Origin of the sequence: Streptomyces sp. NPDC058000, assembly GCF_042886435.1 — a bacterium.
GTDB lineage: Bacteria > Actinomycetota > Actinomycetes > Streptomycetales > Streptomycetaceae > Streptomyces.
Genome location: NZ_JBHVQS010000009.1, coordinates 26,351 through 47,983 on the forward strand (window position 1 = coordinate 26,351; position 21,633 = coordinate 47,983).

A 21,633-nucleotide genomic window follows, 5' to 3' on the forward strand; every position below is an offset into this window, starting at 1 on the left:
GCCTACACTGATCGCGAACAGTGATCAATGCCGGTCATGGCGAACAGGGGGACCACGGACCATGGAGCTCCGACAGCTGCGCTACTTCCTCACCGTGGCGGAGGAACTGCACTTCGGCCGGGCCGCCGAGCGGCTGCACATCGTGCAGTCCGCGGTCAGCCAGCAGCTGCGCCGGCTCGAACGCGAACTGGGCACGGAACTGTTCGCCCGCTCCACCCGCGTCGTCCGCCTCACCGAGGCCGGCGACCGACTCCTCCCCTACGCCAGGGAGATGCTCGCCCTCCAGGCCCGCGCCCGGGAGGCCATCGACGAACTGCGTTCCGAACAGGCCGCGACGGTCCGGCTCGGCACCAGCTCCGGACTGGGCGCACGGCTGGACGCCCTGCTCGCCGCGTTCGCCCGGCTCGCCGGCCACGCCCCACTGGAACTCGTCACCGGCAGCACCGAGGAACGGCTCGCGAAGGTGCGCACCGGCGATCTGGACGCCACCCTGCTGCGCGGCGAACGGACCGACCCCGACCTGGAGTTCCTGCCGCTGTGGCAGGACGCGCTGATGGTGGCGCTGCCCGCGCGCCACGAACTCGCCGCGCGGGAGACCGTCGAGCTGGCCCGGCTCGCCGAGCTGCCGCTGCGACTCTCCCCGCCCGCTCGGAACCCCGCACTCCACGACCTGGTCATGCGCTCCTGCCGGGAGGCCGGCTACGAGCCCCTCCCGGGACCGGAGTTCACCAACGCCCAGGACACCCTCGCCGCCATCGGCTACGGCAGACCGTCCTGGACGGTCTTCTACGCCCCGCACGCCGACCAACTCCCGGTCCCCGGCGTGGTGTTCCGCCCCCTGTGCGAGCCGACGCCCACCATGCGGGCCTACCTCGCGGTGCGGTCCGGCCCGCCGCGGGCCGGTCTGCGCGCCCTGATCGAAGCCGGCTACGCGGCCGCCGACCGCGACGACGCAGCCGGTGCGAGCCGCTGACGACGCCCGGCGGCCGTGGGCCCGCCCGGGCCCTGACCCACCGGACAGGCCCTAACTCGCCCGCGCCCAGGCGTACCGGTGTTCCGGACGCCCGGTGTCGCCGTACTTCAGGGTGAGGCGGATGTGGCCGGTGCGTTCGAGGTGCTTGAGGTAGCGCTGGGCGGTGGAGCGGCTGACTCCGGCGCGCTCGGCGACCTCGTGGGCGGAGAGCGGCAGCCCGGCCTCGTCCAGGATGCGGCGGATCAGGTCGACGGTCGCCGCGGAGTGGCCCTTGGGCAGTCCGGAGTGCGGGGTGTCCGGGGTGCGGAGCGCGGCGAAGATCCGGTCCACCTGCTCCTGGCCGGCCTCACCCCGACCGCCGACGCCCTCGACGGTGCGGCGGAGCGCGGCGTAGCCCTCCAGTTTGGCCCGCAGCCCCGAGAAGCCGAACGGCTTGACGAGGTATTGCAGGGCGCCGTACCGCATCGCGGCCTGCACCGTGGCCACGTCCCGGGCCGCGGTCACCATGATCACGTCGGAGTGGTGGCCCATCTGGCGCAGCCGCCGCACCAGGGTCAGGCCCGTCTCGTCCGGCAGGTAGTGGTCGAGCAGCACCAGGTCGACGTGGTGGCGCTCCAACGTGGCCAGCGCGTGGGCCGCGGTGTGGGCGCGGCCGACGACCCGGAAGCCGGGCACCTGGGACACGTACGCGGCATTGATCTCCGCGACGCGGAAGTCGTCGTCCACGACAAGGACATCGATCACGGTGACTCTCCTGTGGCCGTGAGCTGACGAGAGGGAGGGCCGGCGCGGAGCGCCGTCTGCTGGGGGTGGAGGGCGGACAAGGGGTGGGGGCGAGCCAGGCGCTCGGGGGCCAGCGCTTCGGGCAGGACGACGGTGAAGACCGCGCCGCCGCCCGCACGGGCGGTGACCCGGGCCATCCCGCCGTAGCGCTCGGAGAGTCGGCGCACCAGCGCCAGGCCGATGCCCCGGCCCCGGGACGCGACGGTGGCGCGCTTGGTGGACCACCCCTCGGCGAAGATCCGCTCGCGCATCTCGGGCGGCACACCGGGCCCGGTGTCGCTGACCCGGACGACCGCCGTGGTGCCCTCGGCGCGCAGCTCGACCTCGACGAACGGTTCGACGCCGCGGCGCTCGGCGGTGGCGTCCAGCGCGTTGTCGATGAGGTTGCCCAGGACGGTGACCAGGTCGCGCGGGTCCACCACCGCGTCCGGCAGCAGCGTGACGGGCGACACCCGCAGGGAGACGCCGCGCTCGGCGGCGATCGCCGCCTTGCCGACCAGCAGTGCGGACAGCAGCGGGTCGTGCACCCGCTCGGCGATCTGCTCCGCGGACGCCCGGTGGGCGCTGGCCACCTCGGCGACGAACTCCACCGCCATGTCGTACCGGCCCAGTTCGAGCAGCCCGCGCACCGTGTGCAGCTGGTTGGCGTGCTCGTGGTCCTGGGCGCGCAGCGCGTCCAGCAGGCCCTGGGTGCTGTCCAACTCCCGGCCCAGCAGCTCCAGTTCGGTGCGGTCCCGCAGGGTCACCACCGCGCCGCCGTCCCGGGTCGGGACGCGATTGGCCACCAGCACCCGGCCGCCGCTGATCGCCAGCAGGTCGCTGCCGGCCACCCGGCCGGCCAGTACGTCGGTGGTGCGGCCCGGTGGCAGCACTTCGTCGAGGTCCCGGCCCGCGGCGCCGGCGTCGAGGCCCAGTAGCCGCCCTGCCTCGTCGTTGACCAGCCGGATCCGGCCCCGCCGGTCGAAGGCCACCACCCCCTCCCGGATGCCGTGCAGCATCGCCTCCCGCTCGTCCAGCAGCGCCGAGATGTCCGCGGTGGCGACGCCGTGCGTACGGCGGCGCAGGCTCCGGGCGACCACCACCGCGGCCAGTACCCCGGCCGCCAGCGCCGCGCCCGCGTACCGCAGCAGCCCCGGGATGGCGCTCAGCAGCAGCCCGTGCACGCTGTCGTAGGCGATGCCGACCGAGACCGCGCCGATGATCTCGCCGGTGTCGTCGCGCAGCGGCACCTTCGCGCGGGCCGACCGGCCCAGGGTGCCGGTGTCGATCTGGCGGACCTCCTGGCCGGCCAGGGTCCGGCTGGGGTCGGTGGAGACGTGGTGGCCGATCTCGGCGATGTTGGTGTGCGACCAGCGGACCCCGCGGGTGTCCATCACGACGATGTACAGCGCGCCGGTCGCCCGCCGGATGCGCTCCGCGGTGGTCTGCACCGGGCCGCGCGGGGCCGGTGTGGTGGCCTCCACGTTGCGGGCCAGGTCCGGGTCGGCGGCCGCGGTCTCGGCGATGGCCAGGGCCCGGCGCATCGCCTGGTCGTCCAGGGCGTGGCTGAGCGGGGCCAGGAACAGTCCGGTGGCCAGCACCATCACGCCGGTGGTGATGGCCAGCTGGGCGGTGAGGACCTGCGCGAAGACGCGACGGGGCCAGTGGATCCGCATGCGGTCCCCCTTGTCTCGGCGGCCCTGCGCACGATGCGGAACCGGCACTGCCTGTTTGTGATGCTGCCTGTTGATCTGGTGTTAACGCAACGTAAGCCGCCGAGGCCCGGCTGCCCAGCCCCCGTCGAACTTTTGTTGTTCTAGCGTGAGCAAAATGGGCACAACAGGGTTTGCGCGCAGAAAGACGGCTTGCGCCCACAAGGCTGCCGCTGTGGCCCGGCTCACTCCTAGCCTCCCGGTCCATGAACAGCCACACGAGCCCCGCCATCGAGCTACGGGGGGCGAGCAAAACATTCCGCACCCCCTCGGGCGGACTGCACACCGCCGTCCGGGACCTGGACCTGACCGTCGGCCGCGGTGAGTTCGTCGCCGTGGTCGGGCCCACCGGATGCGGTAAGTCCACCACCCTGACCCTGGTCAGCGGCCTGGAGGAGCCCACCGAGGGCGAGGTGCTGGTGGCCGGCGAGCCGGTCCGCGGCATCGGCGACAAGGTCGGCTTCGTCTTCCAGCAGGACGCCGTCTTCCCCTGGCGCACCGTGCTCTCCAACGTCATGGCCGGCCCCCGCTTCCGCGGCGTCCCCAAGTCCGAGGCCAAGGAGCGGGCCCGCGAATGGCTCGCCCGGGTCGGCCTCGCCGCCTTCGAGGACCGCTACCCGCACCAACTCTCCGGCGGCCAGCGCAAGCGCGTCGCACTCGCCGCGACCTTCGTCAACGACCCCGAGATCCTGCTGATGGACGAGCCGTTCTCCGCGCTCGACGTGCAGACCCGGGCCCTGATGTCCGACGAACTCCTCGACCTGTGGTCCGGCACCGGCGCCTCCGTCGTCTTCGTCACCCACGACCTGGAGGAGTCGATCGCCCTCGCCGACAAGGTCGTCGTCATGACCGCCGGCCCGGCCACCGTCAAGGAGGTCTTCGCCATCGACCTGCCGCGCCCCCGCCGGGTCGAGTCGGTGCGGCTGGAGCCGCGGTTCCTGGAGATCTACCGGGAGATCTGGTCCTCGCTCGGCGAAGAGGTCCGGATCACCCGCGAAAGGGGTGCCGCCCATGTCGCCTGAGACCGTCACCGCACCGGCCGCCACCACCAAGGCCGGCCCCACGGGGGAGCGCAGCCAGGCCCGCGCCCGCGCCGCCCGCAACCACAAGCTCCTCGTCTACGGGAGCCGGGCCGCGCTCCTGGTCGGTCTGCTCGCCCTGTGGGAGGGGCTGGCCCGGGCCGCCGTCATCGACCCGTTCAACTTCTCGATGCCGTCGAAGATCTGGGACCAGATCACCCAGTGGGCGCTCAACGGCACCCCGCAGGGCACCCTGTGGGAGCAGGTCTGGTACACGCTCTACGAGGCGCTGCTCGGTTGGGTCATCGGCGTCATCGGCGGTGTCGTCCTGGGCATCGCGCTCGGCCGGGTCCGCTTCCTGGCCGATGTCCTCGGCCCGTACATCAAGGTCCTCAACGCGCTGCCGCGGATCGTGCTGGCCCCGATCTTCCTCATCTGGTTCGGCCTCGGACCGGCCTCCAAGGTGGCCTCCGCCGTCGTCCTGGTCTTCTTCCCGGTGTTCTTCAACGCCTTCCAGGGCGCCCGCGAGGTCGACCGCAACCTGGTGGCCAACTCCCGGATCCTCGGCGCCAGCAACCGCCAGGTCACCCTCCAGGTCGTCATCCCCTCCGCCACGTCCTGGATCTTCACCAGCCTGCACGTCAGCTTCGGCTTCGCCCTGATCGGCGCCATCGTCGGCGAGTACATCGGCGCGACCAAGGGCCTGGGCCTGCTGGTCTCGGCCTCCCAGGGCACCTTCAACGCCGCCGGTGTCTACGCCGCCATGGTGATCCTCGCCGTCGTCGCCCTGCTCGCCGAAGGACTGCTGGCCTTCCTCGAACGGCGGCTCTTCCGCTGGAAGCCGGCCGACAGCGGCGCCGACCGCTGACCCCGCTGCCGCCCACCCCACCCGCACCGCCTCACCTCACAAGGACGTGACCATGCGTACCCCACTCAAGATCTCGGCCGCGGTCGCCGCCACCGCGCTCGCCCTGACCGGCCTCACCGCCTGCGGCGGCGGTTCCACGGGCGGCTCGTCCGCGGACGCCAAGGACGGCAAGCTCCAGATCATGGTGGGCGGCCTGGACAAGGTCATCTACCTGCCGGCCCGACTCACCCAGCAGCTCGGCTACTTCAAGGCCGAGGGCCTCGACGTCACCCTGCTCACCGAACCCGCCGGCGTCCAGGCCACCACCTCCCTGGTCTCCGGTGACGTCCAGGGCGTCGTCGGCTTCTACGACCACACCCTCGACCTCCAGGCCAAGAACAAGCAGGTCGAATCGGTGGTGCAGCTCGCCCACGCGCCCGGCGAGGTGGAGGTGGTCTCCAACAAGGCCGCGTCCGAGCTGACCTCGGCGAAGGACTTCAAGGGCAAGAAGCTGGGCGTCACCGGGCTGGGCTCGTCCACCGACTTCCTCACCAAGTACCTGGCGGTCAAGAACGGCGTCCAGGTCAACGAGTTCACCCCGGTCGCGGTCGGCGCCGGCCAGACCTTCCTCTCCGCGCTGGAACAGGGCTCCATCCAGGGCGGGATGACGACCGACCCGACCGTCGCCCAGGTCGTCAACAAGAAGATCGGCAAGGTGCTCGTCGACATGCGCACCCCCGAAGGCTCGCAGCAGGCGCTGGGCGGCCCCTACCCGTCCTCCAGCCTCTACATGAACACCGACTGGGTGAACAGTCACAAGGACACCGTCCAGAAGCTCGCCAACGCCTTCGTCAAGACCCTGAAGTGGATGTCCACCCACACCCCCGAGCAGATCGCGGAGAAGATGCCCGCGGACTACGCGCAGGGCGGCAAGGAGCTCTACGTCCAATCCATCAAGGACACCCTGCCGATGTTCACCAAGGACGGGGTGATGCCGGCCGACGGCCCCGCCACCGTCGAACGCGTCCTCAAGGCGTTCAACCCCACCCTCAAGAACGCCACCATCGACCTGAAGAAGACCTACACCACCGAGTTCGTCAAGAAGTGACGGTGCGTCAGGAAGTCTCGCCGGCGTGAACCCCGCCGGGATCAGGTGCCGAAGCCCATGTGCACGTGGTCCCGGTGGGTGTCGTCCGAGAAGAACTGGCCGGCCGCCCCGCCCGACAGCAGGTACGGCCCACCGACGTTGTACGACCCGGCTGCCGCCGCCGCACGCATCAACGATTCGACGAGCCGCCGCGGCGTCGCCGGATCGACCACCGCACGCCCGTCGATCCGCCACACGTCGACCGCCCGCCCCCGCGGATGGTCGCTGGGCCGGTCGGTCCCGAACACCTTCAACGGATGCCCGGACCGCACCACGCTCACCCCCAGCCGGTGCTTCCGCGCCAGCTCCAGCAGCGCCTCCAGCACGCTGGTGTGCACCGCACCGCTGCGCACGTCCGCCGCGGCCGCCGGCGGCAACTCGATCGCCGGCCCCGCCGCCAGCACCCGCCGCGCCGCCTCGCCCGGCGCCGCCGACGGCGCACCGGGCGCCGCCGGATGCAGCGCCGTCACCACCCACCGCGGCCGGGCCCGGCGCAGCCGGACGTCCACCGTCGTTCCGCCCGCCACCACCGCCCCGTCGGCCCGCCGCACCCACTGCCGGCACACCACCAGCACGCTCGCCGCGTCCGCCAGGATCCCCCCGTACTGGGCGTCCACCACCTCCAGCACCGCCTCCGTACCCGCGGGCCGCAGCGGCCCCGCCTGGTCGACCAGCGACGGTGCCAGTCCCAGCGCCCCGACCCGCGCCCGCGCCGCGCCCCGCTCCCCGGCCGGCCACGCCCCGATTGCCCGGACCAGCTCCACGGCCCGCACCTTCACCTCCGGCCGCACGTCCCCCGGGCTCGGCCGCCACACACCGACCTCCGGCAACCGGGACACCGGCCCCGTCGTCGTCGTACGCGGCCGCGCCGACGACGGCGCCCCCGCGGAACCCCCGCCCGCACACCCCGCGACGCCCCACAGGACGGCCGGCGCCGCCTTGAGCAGGGCCCGCCGGCGGAGCCGCACGCCACCTGGCACCCCGTCCGTCCCCGTTCCCCCGTCCGCGTCTTCCCGCCGGACGCTCATACGAAGTTGACCTCTCCCCGTACCAGCAGCGGGTCCTCCACCAACTGCCACAGCGGTACGGCGTAGTTGCCCAGTCCGTAACGGCCGCCGAAGTGCAGGCCGAGGACGCGGTGGTCGGTGAGGTCGATGACCGGTGAGCCGCTGTTGCCGCCCAAGGTGGAACAGTCGTGGCGCATCACGTTCCCCTCCGGTTCCAGGCCGGTGGTCGTCCCCGGCTGGAGCCGCTTGACGTTGTAGACGTCCATGAAGATCCGGCGCATGGACTCCGGTTCGTTGCGGCGCCCGTCCCAGGCCGGATAGCCGACGCAGTACACCGGGTGCCCCGGCAGGTCCGGGGGCGCGTCCGCCGCGATCGCCAGGGGAGCGGGCAGCGCACTGCCGCCGAGGTACGGGGCGATCCGCAGCAGGGCCAGATCGACGTCCTCGTGGATCCCCAGGACCTCGGTGACCTCGTACGACGGTCCGCCGTCGGCGGGCTCCGGACCGGATCCGTACTCCTCGCCCAGGTCGAGGGTGGCGCCCAGCCCCTGTTGGAAGACCCAGTCCTCGCCCGCGGTCCGGGCGAACTCCACCGCCACATGACGATTGGTCATCACCGTCTCCGGCCCGACCAGGAACCCCGTCCCCAGCCAGTCCAGGCTGAGGTGCCCGGAGACCTCCACCCGGCCGACCCGGGCCAGGGACTCCCGGATCGCCGCCCGGTGGGCGTCCAGCAGCGCCCAGTCGCCCTGCTGCGGCGCGAAGTCCTGGTGCCGGACGAGGATGGCCGGCCGCCCTTCGAGCAGGACGATCGCCTCCATCCCGAAGGACTCGTCGTCGTTGATGTCGTCGGCCCGTCCCTCGGCGAGCTTCTCCAGGCCGCTGACGCCGGCCGACAGCACCCGGGTGCGCTCCTGCCGGGCGTACTGCGAGATCTGCCCGGCCGGCAGCTCCTCCGCGGGCAGTTCCACGGCGGATTCGGGCTCCTCCCAGGACAGTTGGTCCCGCACCCGCGCCGCCACCGCGCGCAGATCGGAGAAGACCCGCTCGGGCCCGGTCGCCACCGGTGATCGGCTCCGCTTGTCCATCTCGTCCTCCTCGGTCGGGTCGGCGGGGCCGTGCGGCGGCCCGTCGGCCGGCTCAGCCCCCGCCGCCGCCCTGCGCCGCGGTGATCTCGGCGTGGACGTCCGGGGCATGGGTCTCCAGGTGATGCAGCACGCTGGTCATCTGGGTGCCGACGTTGACGAACGCGGTCGTCCGCCCCTGGAACATCACGTCCTCCACCCGCCGGGTCCCCCGGTGCAGCGCCACCACCCGCCAGTCGTCGGTGAGGACCGGGGAGCCGGAGGAGCCGCCACGGGTGTCGGTGAAATAGCGGACGTCGTGCTCGTCCGCCTCGTAGACCAGGTTGTTGCGCAGGGCCACCCGCTTGGGTTGGCCGCCGGGGTGCTGGATGATGTTGACCGCCACGTAGTCGCCGTCGGCGACCCTCAGCGGCCGCCGGGCCAGCTTCAGCACCGGGCGGTCGGGCGGCGCGGACAGCCGCAGCACCGCGTAGTCCAACTCCTCGTCCGCCGCGGCGAGTTCGGCGACCTCGGCCTCCTCCACGCCGGTGTCGTCGGGGTCGCCGGACTCGCTGTCGTACCCGAACCGGGCGCGGGTGTGCCGGGCCTGGAGCCGTAGGTCCTCGGGGGCCGCCAGGGGCCGTTCGGCGCCGGTCCCGGTACGGGCGTTGACCACGTGGTGGTTGGTCATCAGGAGGGTGGGGGCGATCAGCCAGCCGGTGCCGGCGTGCGGGAAGCCGTTCGGCTGGAGCGGGGCGCCGTCCTCGTACGGCGGCACCTTGAGCCGGGCGACCGCGGTGCCGGCCAGCTCACCGCCGCGCAGGAAGCCGATGGGGACGGTGTCGTCGCGGTGGACGATCTGTTCCTTGAGCTCGGGGGCGGGGCGGTCGGCCAGGACGTCGGGTTCGCCGCCGGCGTGCCGGGCCACCTCGTCCAGGGCGCGCTGGAAGACCTTCAGCGGCTCGGCCTCGGTGGTCTGCGCCACCGCGTTGCGCAGCCAGATCTCCAGCGGGACCGAACCGTCCACCAGGCGTTCCACCTGGTTCATCTGGGCCAGGTCGGAGTGGAGTTGACGCATCGGCGCGGCCAGCATCGGCAACGTGCCGCGGTACTTGGGCATGATGCCGTCGAGCAGCAGCGGGCGCACGGTGGGGTCGGTCAGTCCGCTCTCCAGCGCGGCGTCCCGCAGGTGGAGGATCTCGTCCTGGGAGAGGTAGCAGGTCATCGGTGATCAGGCCCGGCCGGGCCGCTCCCTTCGTCCGTCCGGTGGCACTCGGCCCGTGCTGCCGCGGCCCCCTGCGGTGTCGTCCGGCCGTGCGTCCCCACGCCCATCGCCGCGGCCACCCCGGACACCAGCTCACCGCTGTGGTCGGGGACGGCCAGCAGCCGGCGGGCGAGCGCGTTGAGGGTGCCGCGGTCGCGCGCCAGGCGCAGGATGCCGGCGATGCCGGTGGGGTGGGAGGCCGGTTCCGGGGCACCTGCCCGCGCGCCTGCCCCTGCCCCGAGGTCCGGCCGAGGCGGCGGCGGGCCCGGAGGCACCGGGCTCGGTGCGGCCGGACCTGCCGGCGGGCCGGAAGCCGCTGGACTCGGAGCCGCTGTACGCGGAGTCGCCGAGCCTGGTGCCGCCGGCCCTGGCGTCGCCGGGCCCGGAGGCGCGGGACTCGGCGCCGCCGGTTCGGCCCACGGGGGCGGCCCCGACGGCCCCGCGGCCTCGTCCAGGATCCCCATCACCGACCCCAGCAGCGCCGGCTGCCGGCGGGTCGCCCGGCACATCGCGGCACCCAGCGTGTCCAGCGTCCCGTCGTCCGTCGGCAGGCCCACGACGTCCAGGGCGTGGGTGAGCGCCCCGGGGTCCTGACCGTAGATCTGTGAGGCGACCGCACGGACCAGCGCCGGCTGATCGGCCAACACCCGGTCGGGCAACTCCCTTAGCTGCGTGGCAAGTTGGTGGCCGGCTTGGACGCCGGAGCGGGCGGTGTCGCCGGTGGCGGCCGGCAGTCGGGCCCGCGCCAGCCGGGCGCCCATCGCTTCGAGGTCCTGCCCGAGGCCGACCGCGACGTCCTCCGCCACCCGCAACTGACGGTCCGCGTCCGCCAGATCACCGGCCTCCTCGGCCAGCCGCGCGGCGAGCAGCAGCAACTCCAGCCGCCGCTCGGCACACCCCGCCCGCTCCGCCTTCCCGACGGCGTCCGCCACCGTCCGCCGGGCCTCCTCGTGCCGCCCGAGCCGGTTGAGGGCGTCCGCCATCAGGGAGTGCAGCGGGCTGCACGGCGTCCACGGCCGCCGCTGCCCCAGCCGGGTCAGCGCCGCGTCCGCGAACCCCTGCGCCAACAAGTCCTCCGCCTCGCGGGCCGCGATCCGCTCCCAGTCCTCCTGGTCGGCGCCCGCGGCCACCCGCTCGGGCGCCCCACCGCCGAGCCGGGCGGTCAGCAGCCCCGCGGCCCGGGGCGACATGTCCTGCTGCGCCCCGGCCAGGAACCGTTCCACGCCGGGCAGCCAACGCTCCTCCACCGACCGCGGATCCTCGTCCAACCGCAGCCGGTGGTAGATCTCCTCGGCGCGCGCCTCCACCCCGTCCCGCGCCGCATAGTGCGCCACCGCCCGTCGCTCGACCCCGCGCATCACCTCGGTGCGGTCCCCGCCGGGCAACCGCAGCATGATGGCGCGGACGTCGCCGCGGTAGCGCACCGCCGCCGGTCCGGTCGGCTCGACCATGTCCAGCCGGCTCAGCTCGGCGAACAGCCGGTGCGCATCCTCCTCGGTCGCCACCCGTAGTCCGCACGGCCCGGCCAGCACCTCCCGGATGATCTCGGGGGTGATCACCCGCAGCGCCAGCCCCGGATACGCGAGCCGCCGCACGTCCTCGTTGGCGATGTGGCTGAGGATCCGGTCGTAGAGGATGCCCTGGACCAGCATCTGGTCGACGCGGTGGAAGACCTCCTGGCGGCGCTCGGGCAGGCTGCGGATCAGGTCGCCGGTCCGCTCGGACGCGCCGCCGGCGAGCGTGGCGGCCCGGGCGGCCAGCCGCAGGCTGAGCGGATGCCCGCCGACCCGCTCGGCCAACGCCGCCGCCACATCGGGATCGTCGACGCCCAGGGAGCGCAGCAGGGCGACCGCGGCCGGCCGTTCCAGCTCCCGCAGCTCGATCTCGCCCAACGCCACGGTACGAGAGGGGTGCCCGACCGGCGCCCGGCCGGAGACGAGCATCCGGAACCGCGGATAGCCGCCCTGGAGCGAGGTGCAGATCGCCCACATCCGGCCGAGAACCGGGGACCCGCGGTACTGCGCCGCCTCGAAGGAGTCGACGGCCAGGACGAACGGCGGATCGTGCTGACCGGCCGCGGCCACCGCGCGGACCAGGACGTCGGCCACCCGCCGGACCAGCCCGGTCTCCCGCTCGGTGGCCAGCAGTTGGAACTCCTGCGACGAACTGCGGCCCAGCACCCGGGTGGTGGCCAGCTGATGCAGCTGGGTGCACCGCTCCTGCTCCTCGCGCTGGGTGGCGGCCGCCTGCTGGCACTCGTCCGCCAACGCGTCCAGTTCGGCACGGAACGACGGGTACTGCACGCCGAGTTGGCGCGCCGCCTCGGCGATCAGGGTGACCGGCTCCTGGATGGAGAGGGTGGGCCGCTCGAAGTCGATGTACGCGAACGGGAACGCGGCCGGCCCGCCGCACGGGGGCCCGCCGGCCGACCCGGCCACGTCGTCCAGCAGGAACTTGGCCAGCAGCGTGCTCTTGCCCATACCGCCCGGCCCGTGGATGACCAGCGGCGGTACGAAGGCCGCCCGGGCGTCCGCGCCGGTCGGCCGGTCGGCCGGTGCCGTCCCTTCGTCGGCTCCGGACGCGTCCATAGAGGCGATATAGGCGCGCAGTTGGCGGAGTTCCTCGGAACGGCCCTGGAACGGCGACGCCACCAGACGCCGGAGCGGCGCCAGCAGCCGGGCCCGTTCCAGTGCCGCCTGGAGCTCGGCGGGGTCGGGCAGGCCGCTGACGCCGGGGATCCGGGAGAGCCACAGCACCGCCTGGAGGGTGTCGGCCAGTTCGTCGGCGGACCAGTGGGCCGGGCGGTCGGCCGTCGGCGGCAGGTTGCCCTGGAGGTAGGCCAGGCAGAGGGCTTCCGGGCCACCGGGTGCGGCGGGGAACTGTTCGCGGTTGGCCTCCAGGGCGTGCCGGGCGGCCGCCGGCCCGGACATGCCGCGCAGCGCGGTCTCCCTGGCCTCGGGCTTCAGCGCCCACCTGGCGTGGTCCCGGACGCCCAGGGTGGTGCAGTCGTCGAGCAGCGCCAGCACCGCGCCGCCGGTCGGGCGGTCCTCACCGGGCAGCCGCAGCCGCCGCGGGTCGAACGAGGCGAGCAGGCAGGCCGCCTCCCGGTAGGCCCGGCGGGCGTCCGGGACGGCCTCCGGGGTCGGCTCCTCCGGCCGTAGTTCCCGCCGCAGTCGGGCGCCGAACTCCTCCCGCAGTCGGGAGCGGGCGAGGCGGTCGGGGTCAGAGGGAGCGGAAGACATGGATGGCCTTCTCCGTCGCCGTGCAGAGCCTGCGCATATAGCTCTCGCCGTCGTCGTCCCGGGCATGCGCGGCGTACAGCACCTCCGTCACCGCCTCCTCGACGAGTCCGGAGATCTCCGCGGGGTCGGCGTCGTCGAGGCGGGCGGGCGGCGCCTCGCGGAAGAGTTGGTCGAAGAAGCTGCGCAGGTCCTGCGGTTCGATGATCCGGGCGGTGTCCCAGCACAGGCTGCCCCGCAGGTCGTAGGGGAGTTGGCGCATCGCCCGGCCGTAGCCGAGCAGCACCAGGCGGGGTGCCTGGTCGCCGCGGATGGCGGCGTGTTCGTAGATGGCCAGCGCCAACTGGCCGATGAAGTCCCAGACATCGGAGTGCGGATCGAGCTTGTCGCACTCGTCGAGGACCAGCCAGTAGCGCTCGTCGGCGGCGGTGGCCCGACCGACCACCCAGTGCACCGCGTCGCTGAGCGACGGTAACGGATCGTTGAGCGCGGTGGGGTCGAACGGCTGGGCCCCGGTGTGCGCATCGGTGACGAACTCCGCCAGCCGCGCGAGCACCTGCCGGGCGGTGGAGGTGCGCGACAGGGTGACCCGGGCCGGGCGGAACCCGTTGTGCTGCCCGACGTGGCGCAGGAAGTGGTAGGTGTACGACCGTCCGCTGTCCGGTTCGCCGTCCACCAGCAGCACCGACTTCTCCGGGTCGGCGAGGAAGCGGCGCAGGGTCTCCCGCAGGTCCTCGCGGTCGATGAACGCCTCCGTACCGCCCTTGAGGACACAGGTGCGGAAGGTGTCCTGAGTGGCGTGGACCCGGGCGTCCTCGCGCAAGCGGCTCAGGAACTCCCGCGCCCGTCGGATCTCCGGGCGGACGACCAACTCATCGATGGTGCTGACCACCTCGACGAGCTTCACCTGTCGCTGGATGGTCCGGCGCGAGGCGTACACCAACGTCCTGGCGTTGTCCCCGCTGACGTGGGTGAGGGGGAGGGCGCCGATGAACTCCTCGGAGAACCCGTACTGGACGAGTTGGGTGTGCGGGTCGACGGTGTTGAGGAGATATCTCTCCAGCCACATCGTGACGAGTTCCCATTCCGTCTCGCTCAACGGCATGCCGCACCTACCCGGCCGGCCCGCGGGAGAGTACGTCGGGCCGCTCCCTGACTCCCTGTCCGTCCTCCTGTTTGTCATGCTTACACCCGGTCTACCCCGGTGCAAGGCGTGGCACGGAGTGGGAAGTCCCCGTTCAGGCAAGCTGGCCGAAGGTGCGGTCGACCGGTTCCCGGACCGCCGACTGCGCCAGGTACTGGCTGATCCCGTGGTGGTTCTCGCTGTTGTTGGTGACCAGCGCATCGGTGATCAGCTCCGACGGGGTGTACTCCGGCCGCAGGGTGTGCCCGAGCGCCACCAGGTCCCGCAGGTCCGACACGTTGCGCCAGGCCCGCACCCCGTCCGGCACCGCGGGCGGCCGCGCCAGCTGGTCCTGCACCTCGGTGATCGCCAACGGCGACCCCACCGTGACCAGCAACTCCACCTCCCGCTCGTGCTCCCGCAGCACCTCGTAGGCGGCCACCGACCCCAGACTGTGGCCGATGACCACCAGCGGCCCGTCCGCCGGCGGCGGCAGCGCCTCCTCGACCACCTGCCGGATCGCCGGTCCCCTGCCGCCGAAGAAGTACGCGTGGACATCCTTGAAAGTACGCCGAACCAGCTCCCGGAACGCCGCCGTCCGCAGCGGCCGGGGCAGCGGCAGCACCTCCAACGGCAGCGCGCCGCCGTCCCCGGTCCGCGCGGTGCCACCGCCGGTCTCCGCCTCGCCCAGCGTCTCCGCGAGATAGGTCATCTCCCGCAGCCAGCCGACCAGCGCGCCCTCGACCGCCACATCGTGCGGGCCCTCCGGGGTCCGGCCCTCCAGCCCCGGGGCGCCGGTTTCCCGCCAGGCTTCGCCGACGGTCCGCGCCACGAACTCCTCCGGTGGGTCGAACATCCCGGACGCCGCCGCGGCCGCCGATTCCCCCTCGATCACCGGCCCGCCGTCCAGCGCGTCCACCTGGAAATCCGGCAGCGGGTGCGCGTACTGCAACGCGGCCCAGTAGGCCATGCGGGACGTGTCCGCCATATCCCGGCCGAAAAGCGCCTGGTCCCACTGCGACTTGAGCAATCCCGAACGGACCTTGTTCCCGTTGCCGTGCACGTAGACCACGGTGGGCCGCCTGCGGTGCATTTCCGCCTCCTGCCGCCGTTCCTCCGCCGCACCTCCTTCCCGGTGGCTTCCCGGTGGCGCGGGTGGCGCACCGGCACCCGTCCGTAAGCCACTCCAACAGCCGGGCGTCCGGCGCGCGGCCGGCGGCGCGGCCAGTCGTCCGGGAGCCCGGCGGTTCGAGTGGCTTACGGGAGTGCTCGTCCCGTACCGGCTCGACGCCCGCGCCCCGCCGGCCGAGGACCCGCACCGGGCGGGGGATCACTCCGAGGGGTAGATGTCCCCGCTCTCCTGTTCGCTCCGGCTCTGGAGCCGGCGGGACTTCTCCTGGAGCCGCTGCCGTTCCCGGGGATCGCTGGTGTGCTCCGCGGCCTCGGCCAGCTCCCGGGCCTTCTCCCGCATGTGCTGAAGGCGTTCGCGTGTCTCTTCCGATCCCATGACCGTTCCTTCTCGTCCCGTGCCGGTACCCGGCGTGCCGATACCCGGCGTTCCCGGAGGTGCGTCGTGGCCGGCGCCCGCCCGGGAAGCCGCTGCTACCAGCCAACCGCTGTTACCAGCCAAGCAGGGCCCGCTGCCGTCGGCACCTCGAAGCGTCACGCTGCGCCGTCCGGCCGGTTACGGAGACCGGACCGGGCGGGGTCCGGCCCTGAGAGGGGTCGACCACGGAAGCGCATAATGGTGGCCAGGTACGGAACCAGCCCGTCCGGAGGTGGGTCCCGATGGCCCCTCTGCTCCTCGTCCTGCTCCTCGTGCTGCTTTTCGCGGGTGCCACTTTCGCCATGAAACTGCTCTGGCTCGTCGTCCTCGCCCTGGTGGCCGTCGCGCTGATCGGCTTCCTCCGCCACTCGTCGGGCCCGCGCGGCACCCGGGGTCGCCGCCATCCCCGGTAGGCGCAGTCCGATGCCTGCCACCAAAGCCCGCAACACCACCGCGGCCATCGGCGGCGCCCCGTGCTGGGTGAGCCTGATGACGCACGACCCGAAGGGCGCGCAGGACTTCTACGGGCGGGTCCTCGGCTGGCGCTTCCGCCCCGGCACCCTGGAGGCCGAGTTCGCCATCGCCCTGGCCGAGGGCCAGCCGGTCGCCGGGATCGGCGCGCTGACCCCCCAGTGGCACGTCCCCATCGCCTGGACCCCGTACTTCGCCGTGGAGAGCGCGAACGAGACCGCCGCCCGGATTCGCGAGCGCGGCGCCACGGTCGCCGTCGGCCCGCTCGAAGTGGGGAAGGGCCGCGCCGCGCTCGCCGCCGACCGGGACGGTGCGGTGTTCGGCCTCTGGGAGGGCCAGACGCTCTCCTGGGCCGTCGGGCAGGGCGGAGCACCCATGTGCCTGGAGCTGCGCACCCGCGACGCCTTCGAGTCGGCGATCTTCTACGGGGAGGTCTTCGGCTGGGCCCCCGACCGGCCCGGCGGCTGCGACATCACCTACGAGCACGACGAGGTGGTGGTGCGCGACGACGGCGGGCACACCGTGGCCGCGCTGCGCGGTGGCGCCGTCGAAGCCGCCCCGGACCCGCACGTCCGCCCCCGCTGGCACGTGTACTTCCCCGTGCACGACATCGAGAAGGTCACCGCGGCCGCCGTGGCCGCGGGCGGTCTGACGCTACCGGTGACCCCGATGGTGGACGGCGGCGGCTGCGAGGCCGTGATCCGCGACCCCCAGGGCGGTCTCTTCACCGTCTCCACCGCGCAGGGCTCCCCCCGGAGCTGATTCCGCCCCGCCGACACGCCCGGTCGTTTCCCTGGCCAGCGGCGTGTCTCCACCGGATGGCCCGCCAGCATTGGCGCCCGCGGCCAAGAGGGACGTTGGCTGAACCACAGCAGGCACAACCAGCATGCACAACGCCCGATGAGCGCCGGCACCTCCGGTGCGGACGCTCCCACCTAGTTCAGTGGAGTAGCTACATGTCACCTGAACCAGCTCCTCGTGGGGGCCAAGCCGATCTGTCCCCGACGGAACACGGCGCATACGTTCCGCCCACCAGCCAGGAGAACGTCTCGTTCCGCACCCTCGTGTGGACGGCGGCCACCACGCGACCCGTAGAGGAAGTCGCCGCTCTCGTGGAGCTGCTCAAGCGCAGCGGAGACGACCCCAACCCCGGCGACGAAGCGCTGCGGGTGGCGGCGATGACCCGCCCCGTGAGCGAGGTCGGGCCGCTGCTCGCCCTGCTCGGCGAGGCCCCGCACACCGCGGAGGCGAGCTACGAGGCGCTGCGGGCCGCGGCCGTGGGCAGATCCGTCGACGAGGTCGCCCAGCTGATCAAGCTGTTCGACCGGGCCCAGGACGGCCACGTCCCGACCGCGGAACCGTCAGACGGCGACGACTTCCCCGACGGCCACGCCGACACCGCCGGCATGGCCACCACGTCCCTGCCCTCGCTCAGCGACCCCTACGCCGATCCGTACGCCGACCCCTACGGCTACCCGGGGCCCGACCACGGCTATGCCGCCCACGGGCCGGCCGCTCCCGGTGAGCCGGCGATGCGGGACGCCACCCACTGGGACGCCCCGCCGCGACCCCAGCGTGCCCCCTGGCCGGGCGTCAACGCGCCGCAGGGCGGCGGCTGGCAGACGGCCGGGGCGCCCGCACCGCCCGTGCACGCGGTCGGCGGTGTCCTGCGGTCCGTACTGCGCTGGCCGGCCGCGGCGACGCTGGCCCTGTGCGGGCTGAGCCACCTGCCGGTGGGGGCCGCGGAGACCCAGGGCGGTGCGTCGGACGCCCTCTCGATGGCCATCGCCGTGGTCTACCTGCTGCTGGCCGGCTGCCTGGCGATGCGCGATACGGCCGCCGTCTGGACCGCGAGCGCCGCGGCCGCGGTCACCGTGATCGTCCTGCACGCGCTGTCCCGGGCCGGCGTCCTGGTCCAGCTGCGCAGCAGCCTCGGCGGCGCCTCGATGTGGCCGGAGCTGCTGGCGGTCGGGCTCGCGATCCTGAGTGCCGGTCTGGCCGGTGCCGCGCTGCTGCTGCGGCCGCGCCGGGTGAGCCCCGCGACGGCCGGTGCGTGAGCGGCGCGCGGATGCGGCGGCCGTCCCTTGGGGGCGGCCGCCGCATCCGCGCCCGGACCGGTCGCCCGGCTACTCGGCCCGGTTCCCGACCGCGCTCGCCAGACCGTCCAGCACGCGCTCCAGTCCGTAGGCGAACTTCTTGTCGCGGATCGCGCGCGGGTCCTGGTCGCGTTGCCCCGCGTACAGCTCGCGCAGCTCGGGGTGGTCCGCGGCGGCCTCCTCGGCGGACGGCCACAGGTTCGCCACCCATTCCCGCTCGCTCTGGCCGCTGCGGGCGAGCGTGGTCAGCCAGGACGCCTCGCTGATGCTCATCCCGATGACGTACGCGGTGAGGGTGGAGACCGCCAGGTCGGCCTCGTCCGAGGGCAGTCCGGCGGCCTTGAAGAGGCTCAGCATCCCCTCGGAGGCCCGCATCAGGTTCGGCCCGAGGTGGGACATGCCCACCTCGCCGAGGACCGAGGCCATCCACGGGTGCTTCAGGATGGTGGCCCGCAGGCTCTGCGCGCACCGGGCGGTGTCGGCCCGCCAGTCGGTGGGGGCGCCCGCCGTCGGCACCACGATCTCGCCGTAGACCTCGTCCACGACCAGTTCGATCAGCTCGTCCTTGTTGGCGACGTGCGAGTAGAACGAGGTGGCCCCGGCGTTCAGCCGCGTCCCCAGTCGTCGCAGGCTCAGGGCACCGATCCCCTCCTCGTCGAGCAGTCGGACGGCCTCCGCCACGATCTGGCTCCGGCTCAGCGCGGGCTGGTCGCGCTTCCGCCGCTCCGGGCGCGTCCACACCGACGGGATGGGCTGCTTGTTGCTGGCCTTGCTGGCCGCCATGACCGGCTCCTCTCTTCGGGCATCAGGGTAGCCCGTTCCCCGTACGTCGTGCGTACTTGCGAACGGTGTTCGCTCACCGTACAGTGTTCGACAGAACGAGCGGCGTTCGACAACGACGGACCGTCGTCGCCGCATCGCCGTCACACCGACGCCACAGTGGGGGAGAAGCCATGTCGAAGAACCTGAGCCGCGAAACGGTCGAGCGCACGGACCGCGAGGTCACCGAGTCGAAGGAGAACGCGACCGCGTTCGACGGCGCCCGGTGGCAGGCGCGCCTCGACGCCCTGCTGAGTCGCCACCGCGTCCCCGGCGCCACCCTCGCGGTCCTCGTCGACGGGAAGATCCACGAACTGGCCGGCGGGATCCTGCACCGCGAGACCGGCGTGGCGACGACCACGGACTCGGTCTTCCAGATCGGCTCGGTCAGCAAGGGCTACACCGCCGCCCTGGTGATGCTCCTGGCCGACGCCGGCAAGCTGGACCTGGACGCACGCGTCATCGACATCCTGCCGGAGTTCGCCGTCGCCGATGCGGAGGCCACCCGCACGATCACCGTCCGGCAACTGCTCAACCACACCAGCGGCATCCAGGGCGACCACGTCAAGGACACCGGTCGGGGCGACGACTGCCTCGCCCGCTACGTGGCAAGCGCCCGGACCGTGGGAATGACCAACCCGCCCGGCGCCACGATGTCCTACTCCAGCACCGGCTACAACGTCCTCGGCCGCATCGTCGAGGTGATCACCGGCACCACCTGGGACGAAGCCCTGAAGGACATGATCTACAAGCCCCTCGGGCTGACGCACACCATGACCCTGCCCGAGGAAGTGCTGCGGTTCCGCGCCGCCATGGGACACATGGGCGAACCGGGCGAGGACCCGGTGCCGACCCCGCAGTGGGACATGATGCCCCGCTCGGCCGGCCCGTACGGGGGGATCAGCGCCACCGCGGCCGACGTGGCCGGCTTCGCCCGGCTGTTCGTCGACGGCGGCACCGCACCGGACGGCACCCGGGTGCTCTCGGCCGAGGCCGTCGAGGCCATGCTGGCGCCCGAGGTCGAGATGCCCGACAAGTGGTTCCTCGGCGCCCACTGGGGCCTGGGCTGGGGCCTGTTCGAGTGGGACGGTGTCCGCGGGTTCGGCCACGACGGCAGCACTTTCGGGCAGCTCGCCTACCTGCGGGCCCTCCCGGAGAAGGGCCTGGCGATCGCGCTGCTGACCAATGGCGGGGCCGCCGCGCCCAAGGTCTTCGAGACGCTCTGTCGCGAGCTCACCGCCGAACTCGCCGGGGTCACCATGCCGGAGTTCGGACCGTCCCAGGAGCAAGTGTCCGTCGACCCGCGGCCGTTCACCGGCGGCTACCGCCGCGAAGGCTTCCTCATGACCGTCACCGACCGCCCCGAAGGCGAAGGCGTGCTCCGGCTGACCTACGAAGGCGCCGACGGCCTGGCGGGCACCTTCGACCCGCTCCACTGGAACCTCGTCCCGGTCTCGGACACCCCGACGAAGACCGTCTTCGCCGCCCGCCGCAACGCCGCCGACGGCTGGATTCCGGTGGTCTTCTACGCCCTTGCGGACGGCAGCCGGTACGTCCACTTCGGAGTGCGGGCCACGGCCAAGTCCTCGTAACCGGCCAGGAAGGACGGCGGGGGTCCGGGCGGCAGTCGCCCGGACCCCCGCATCCTCACGCCACGCTGTCGGCCAGCTCGCTGACCCCCCGGATCCGCGCGCAGTGCGCGCAGCAGAAGGAGCGGCCGCCCGCCTCCAGCCCGTGCCCGAGGATCCGGCACTGGCAGTTCTCGCAGGTCGGCGCGAGCAGGTGCGCGGCGCACTCCACACAGTCGAAGGCATGAACCTCGCTGTCGATGTGCACTTCGAAGCCCCGCGCGTAGTCGTTCCCGCAGACCTCGCAGACCGTCATGGTGATGCCTCCATTCCGCGGCTCCGTGGAAGGCGCCGGGCCCGCACAGCCGCCCGCCGGCCCACCGGCGCGCCCCACACCCCTCCTCCATCGTCGCACCGCCCCCGCCGGCCCGCAGGGCACTCACTCCGACGATGCGTAGTGGCGCAGCACCCACGCGGGCAGCACGAACCAACACACCACGAACCACAGCACCAGACCCGTCACCACCCATGGCGCGGCGCTCCCGTTCAGCGCCAGCCGCAGGATGAGCAGCAGTGCCGACGCCACCGTGCCCAGCAGCAGTACCACCCCGACCAGCGCCAGTCGCGACGCCCACAGCACGGTCTGCGGCTTGAGCCGGTGCCCGGACACCAGCCGGTGGAAGGTCACCGTCCCCACCAGCGCACCGGTCGTGGAGGCCCCCAACAGCAGGGTGACCACGTAGAGGGTCCGGTCCGCCGTGCTCAGAGTGGCGAACCGCTGGGTGAAGACGACGGTGAGCAGGAAGCCGAACAGGATCTGCACGCCGGTCTGAATGACCCGCACCTCCTGGAGGAGCTCGTTCCACCGACGGTCGGCACGCTGCTCCTCGGTCTCGTTGCGGCCACGCGGCCAGATCAGCTCCGACTCGCTCCCGTCATCCCGCTGACCGTTCAGTTCAACTCCTCCAGGTCCCCG

At 72.9% G+C, this 21,633-nt stretch carries 20 protein-coding genes; 8 read left to right on the forward strand and 12 right to left on the reverse strand.

The window, feature by feature from the left end; translation table 11 throughout:
- The first annotated feature begins 61 nt into the window (after window positions 1-61).
- Window positions 62-973 carry a LysR substrate-binding domain-containing protein gene (locus ACFVT2_RS11895; protein ID WP_390015504.1) on the forward strand — a complete coding sequence of 304 codons (912 nt, stop codon included), beginning with the start codon at window positions 62-64 and terminating at the stop codon, window positions 971-973.
- A 51-nt stretch (window positions 974-1,024) separates the two neighbouring features.
- On the opposite strand, the gene ACFVT2_RS11900 is transcribed toward ACFVT2_RS11895, so the two are convergent.
- Both ACFVT2_RS11900 and ACFVT2_RS11905 read right to left on the reverse strand, forming a co-directional pair.
- The gene (locus ACFVT2_RS11900; protein WP_390015507.1) at window positions 1,025-1,717 is read right to left on the reverse strand and encodes a response regulator; all 693 of its coding nucleotides are present in this window, start codon (window positions 1,715-1,717) and stop codon (window positions 1,025-1,027) included.
- Window positions 1,714-3,411 (reverse strand): ATP-binding protein, encoded by a 1,698-nt coding sequence (locus tag ACFVT2_RS11905; protein WP_390015510.1) that lies wholly within the window; start codon window positions 3,409-3,411, stop codon window positions 1,714-1,716. The genes ACFVT2_RS11900 and ACFVT2_RS11905 overlap by 4 nt, the downstream gene beginning before the upstream one ends.
- A gap of 242 nt (window positions 3,412-3,653) precedes the next feature.
- Between ACFVT2_RS11905 and ACFVT2_RS11910 the strand changes: the two genes are divergently transcribed.
- From ACFVT2_RS11910 to ACFVT2_RS11920, 3 genes are read left to right on the forward strand one after another with little or no spacing between them, the layout of a single operon-like run.
- Complete coding sequence (locus ACFVT2_RS11910; protein WP_390015513.1) at window positions 3,654-4,469, forward strand: ABC transporter ATP-binding protein; 816 nt, start codon at window positions 3,654-3,656, stop codon at window positions 4,467-4,469.
- The gene (locus ACFVT2_RS11915) at window positions 4,459-5,334 is read left to right on the forward strand and encodes an ABC transporter permease (protein ID WP_390015516.1); all 876 of its coding nucleotides are present in this window, start codon (window positions 4,459-4,461) and stop codon (window positions 5,332-5,334) included. Before ACFVT2_RS11910 ends, ACFVT2_RS11915 begins: the two co-directional genes overlap by 11 nt.
- Before the next feature lie 52 nt (window positions 5,335-5,386).
- Window positions 5,387-6,421 carry an ABC transporter substrate-binding protein gene (locus ACFVT2_RS11920; protein WP_390015519.1) on the forward strand — a complete coding sequence of 345 codons (1,035 nt, stop codon included), beginning with the start codon at window positions 5,387-5,389 and terminating at the stop codon, window positions 6,419-6,421.
- 41 nt (window positions 6,422-6,462) lie between these two features.
- Here ACFVT2_RS11920 and ACFVT2_RS11925 read toward each other — a convergent pair whose 3' ends face one another.
- The 7 genes from ACFVT2_RS11925 to ACFVT2_RS11955 form a co-directional block, all read right to left on the reverse strand.
- Complete coding sequence (locus tag ACFVT2_RS11925; RefSeq protein WP_390015525.1) at window positions 6,463-7,428, reverse strand: hypothetical protein; 966 nt, start codon at window positions 7,426-7,428, stop codon at window positions 6,463-6,465.
- Between the two features lie 56 nt (window positions 7,429-7,484).
- The gene (locus ACFVT2_RS11930; protein WP_390015528.1) at window positions 7,485-8,555 is read right to left on the reverse strand and encodes a trypsin-like serine peptidase; all 1,071 of its coding nucleotides are present in this window, start codon (window positions 8,553-8,555) and stop codon (window positions 7,485-7,487) included.
- Window positions 8,556-8,607: 52 nt separating this feature from the next.
- Complete coding sequence (locus ACFVT2_RS11935) at window positions 8,608-9,756, reverse strand: trypsin-like peptidase domain-containing protein (RefSeq protein ID WP_390015531.1); 1,149 nt, start codon at window positions 9,754-9,756, stop codon at window positions 8,608-8,610.
- Complete coding sequence (locus ACFVT2_RS11940) at window positions 9,753-13,037, reverse strand: ATP-binding protein (RefSeq protein ID WP_390015533.1); 3,285 nt, start codon at window positions 13,035-13,037, stop codon at window positions 9,753-9,755. The genes ACFVT2_RS11935 and ACFVT2_RS11940 overlap by 4 nt, the downstream gene beginning before the upstream one ends.
- Window positions 13,018-14,133 (reverse strand): hypothetical protein, encoded by a 1,116-nt coding sequence (locus ACFVT2_RS11945; protein WP_390015536.1) that lies wholly within the window; start codon window positions 14,131-14,133, stop codon window positions 13,018-13,020. Before ACFVT2_RS11945 ends, ACFVT2_RS11940 begins: the two co-directional genes overlap by 20 nt.
- A 139-nt stretch (window positions 14,134-14,272) precedes the next feature.
- On the reverse strand, window positions 14,273-15,250 hold the full coding sequence (locus tag ACFVT2_RS11950) for a hypothetical protein (RefSeq protein WP_390015539.1): 978 nt from the start codon (window positions 15,248-15,250) through the stop codon (window positions 14,273-14,275).
- Window positions 15,251-15,487: 237 nt separating this feature from the next.
- Window positions 15,488-15,664: a DUF6381 family protein gene (locus tag ACFVT2_RS11955; RefSeq protein ID WP_390015542.1), complete on the reverse strand. Its 177-nt coding sequence runs from the start codon at window positions 15,662-15,664 to the stop codon at window positions 15,488-15,490.
- Window positions 15,665-15,945: 281 nt separating this feature from the next.
- Between ACFVT2_RS11955 and ACFVT2_RS11960 the strand changes: the two genes are divergently transcribed.
- The 3 genes from ACFVT2_RS11960 to ACFVT2_RS11970 all read left to right on the forward strand — a co-directional run bounded on the left by ACFVT2_RS11960 (window position 15,946) and on the right by ACFVT2_RS11970 (window position 18,231).
- On the forward strand, window positions 15,946-16,116 hold the full coding sequence (locus tag ACFVT2_RS11960) for a hydrophobic protein (RefSeq protein ID WP_390015545.1): 171 nt from the start codon (window positions 15,946-15,948) through the stop codon (window positions 16,114-16,116).
- Window positions 16,117-16,126: 10 nt separating this feature from the next.
- Complete coding sequence (locus tag ACFVT2_RS11965; protein WP_390015547.1) at window positions 16,127-16,936, forward strand: VOC family protein; 810 nt, start codon at window positions 16,127-16,129, stop codon at window positions 16,934-16,936.
- A gap of 194 nt (window positions 16,937-17,130) precedes the next feature.
- Entirely contained in the window at window positions 17,131-18,231 is a 1,101-nt protein-coding gene (locus ACFVT2_RS11970) for a hypothetical protein (RefSeq protein ID WP_390015550.1), read from the forward strand.
- A 69-nt stretch (window positions 18,232-18,300) separates the two neighbouring features.
- Here ACFVT2_RS11970 and ACFVT2_RS11975 read toward each other — a convergent pair whose 3' ends face one another.
- A complete protein-coding gene (locus ACFVT2_RS11975) occupies window positions 18,301-19,053 on the reverse strand; it encodes a TetR/AcrR family transcriptional regulator (RefSeq protein WP_390015552.1) in 753 nt (250 codons plus the stop codon).
- Window positions 19,054-19,223: 170 nt separating this feature from the next.
- Between ACFVT2_RS11975 and ACFVT2_RS11980 the strand changes: the two genes are divergently transcribed.
- The gene (locus tag ACFVT2_RS11980; protein WP_390015555.1) at window positions 19,224-20,681 is read left to right on the forward strand and encodes a serine hydrolase domain-containing protein; all 1,458 of its coding nucleotides are present in this window, start codon (window positions 19,224-19,226) and stop codon (window positions 20,679-20,681) included.
- A 55-nt stretch (window positions 20,682-20,736) separates the two neighbouring features.
- On the opposite strand, the gene ACFVT2_RS11985 is transcribed toward ACFVT2_RS11980, so the two are convergent.
- Window positions 20,737-20,973: a hypothetical protein gene (locus ACFVT2_RS11985; RefSeq protein WP_100601615.1), complete on the reverse strand. Its 237-nt coding sequence runs from the start codon at window positions 20,971-20,973 to the stop codon at window positions 20,737-20,739.
- Between the two features lie 123 nt (window positions 20,974-21,096).
- A complete protein-coding gene (locus tag ACFVT2_RS11990; protein WP_390016006.1) occupies window positions 21,097-21,612 on the reverse strand; it encodes a DUF6328 family protein in 516 nt (171 codons plus the stop codon).
- Between the last annotated feature and the right edge of the window lie 21 nt (window positions 21,613-21,633).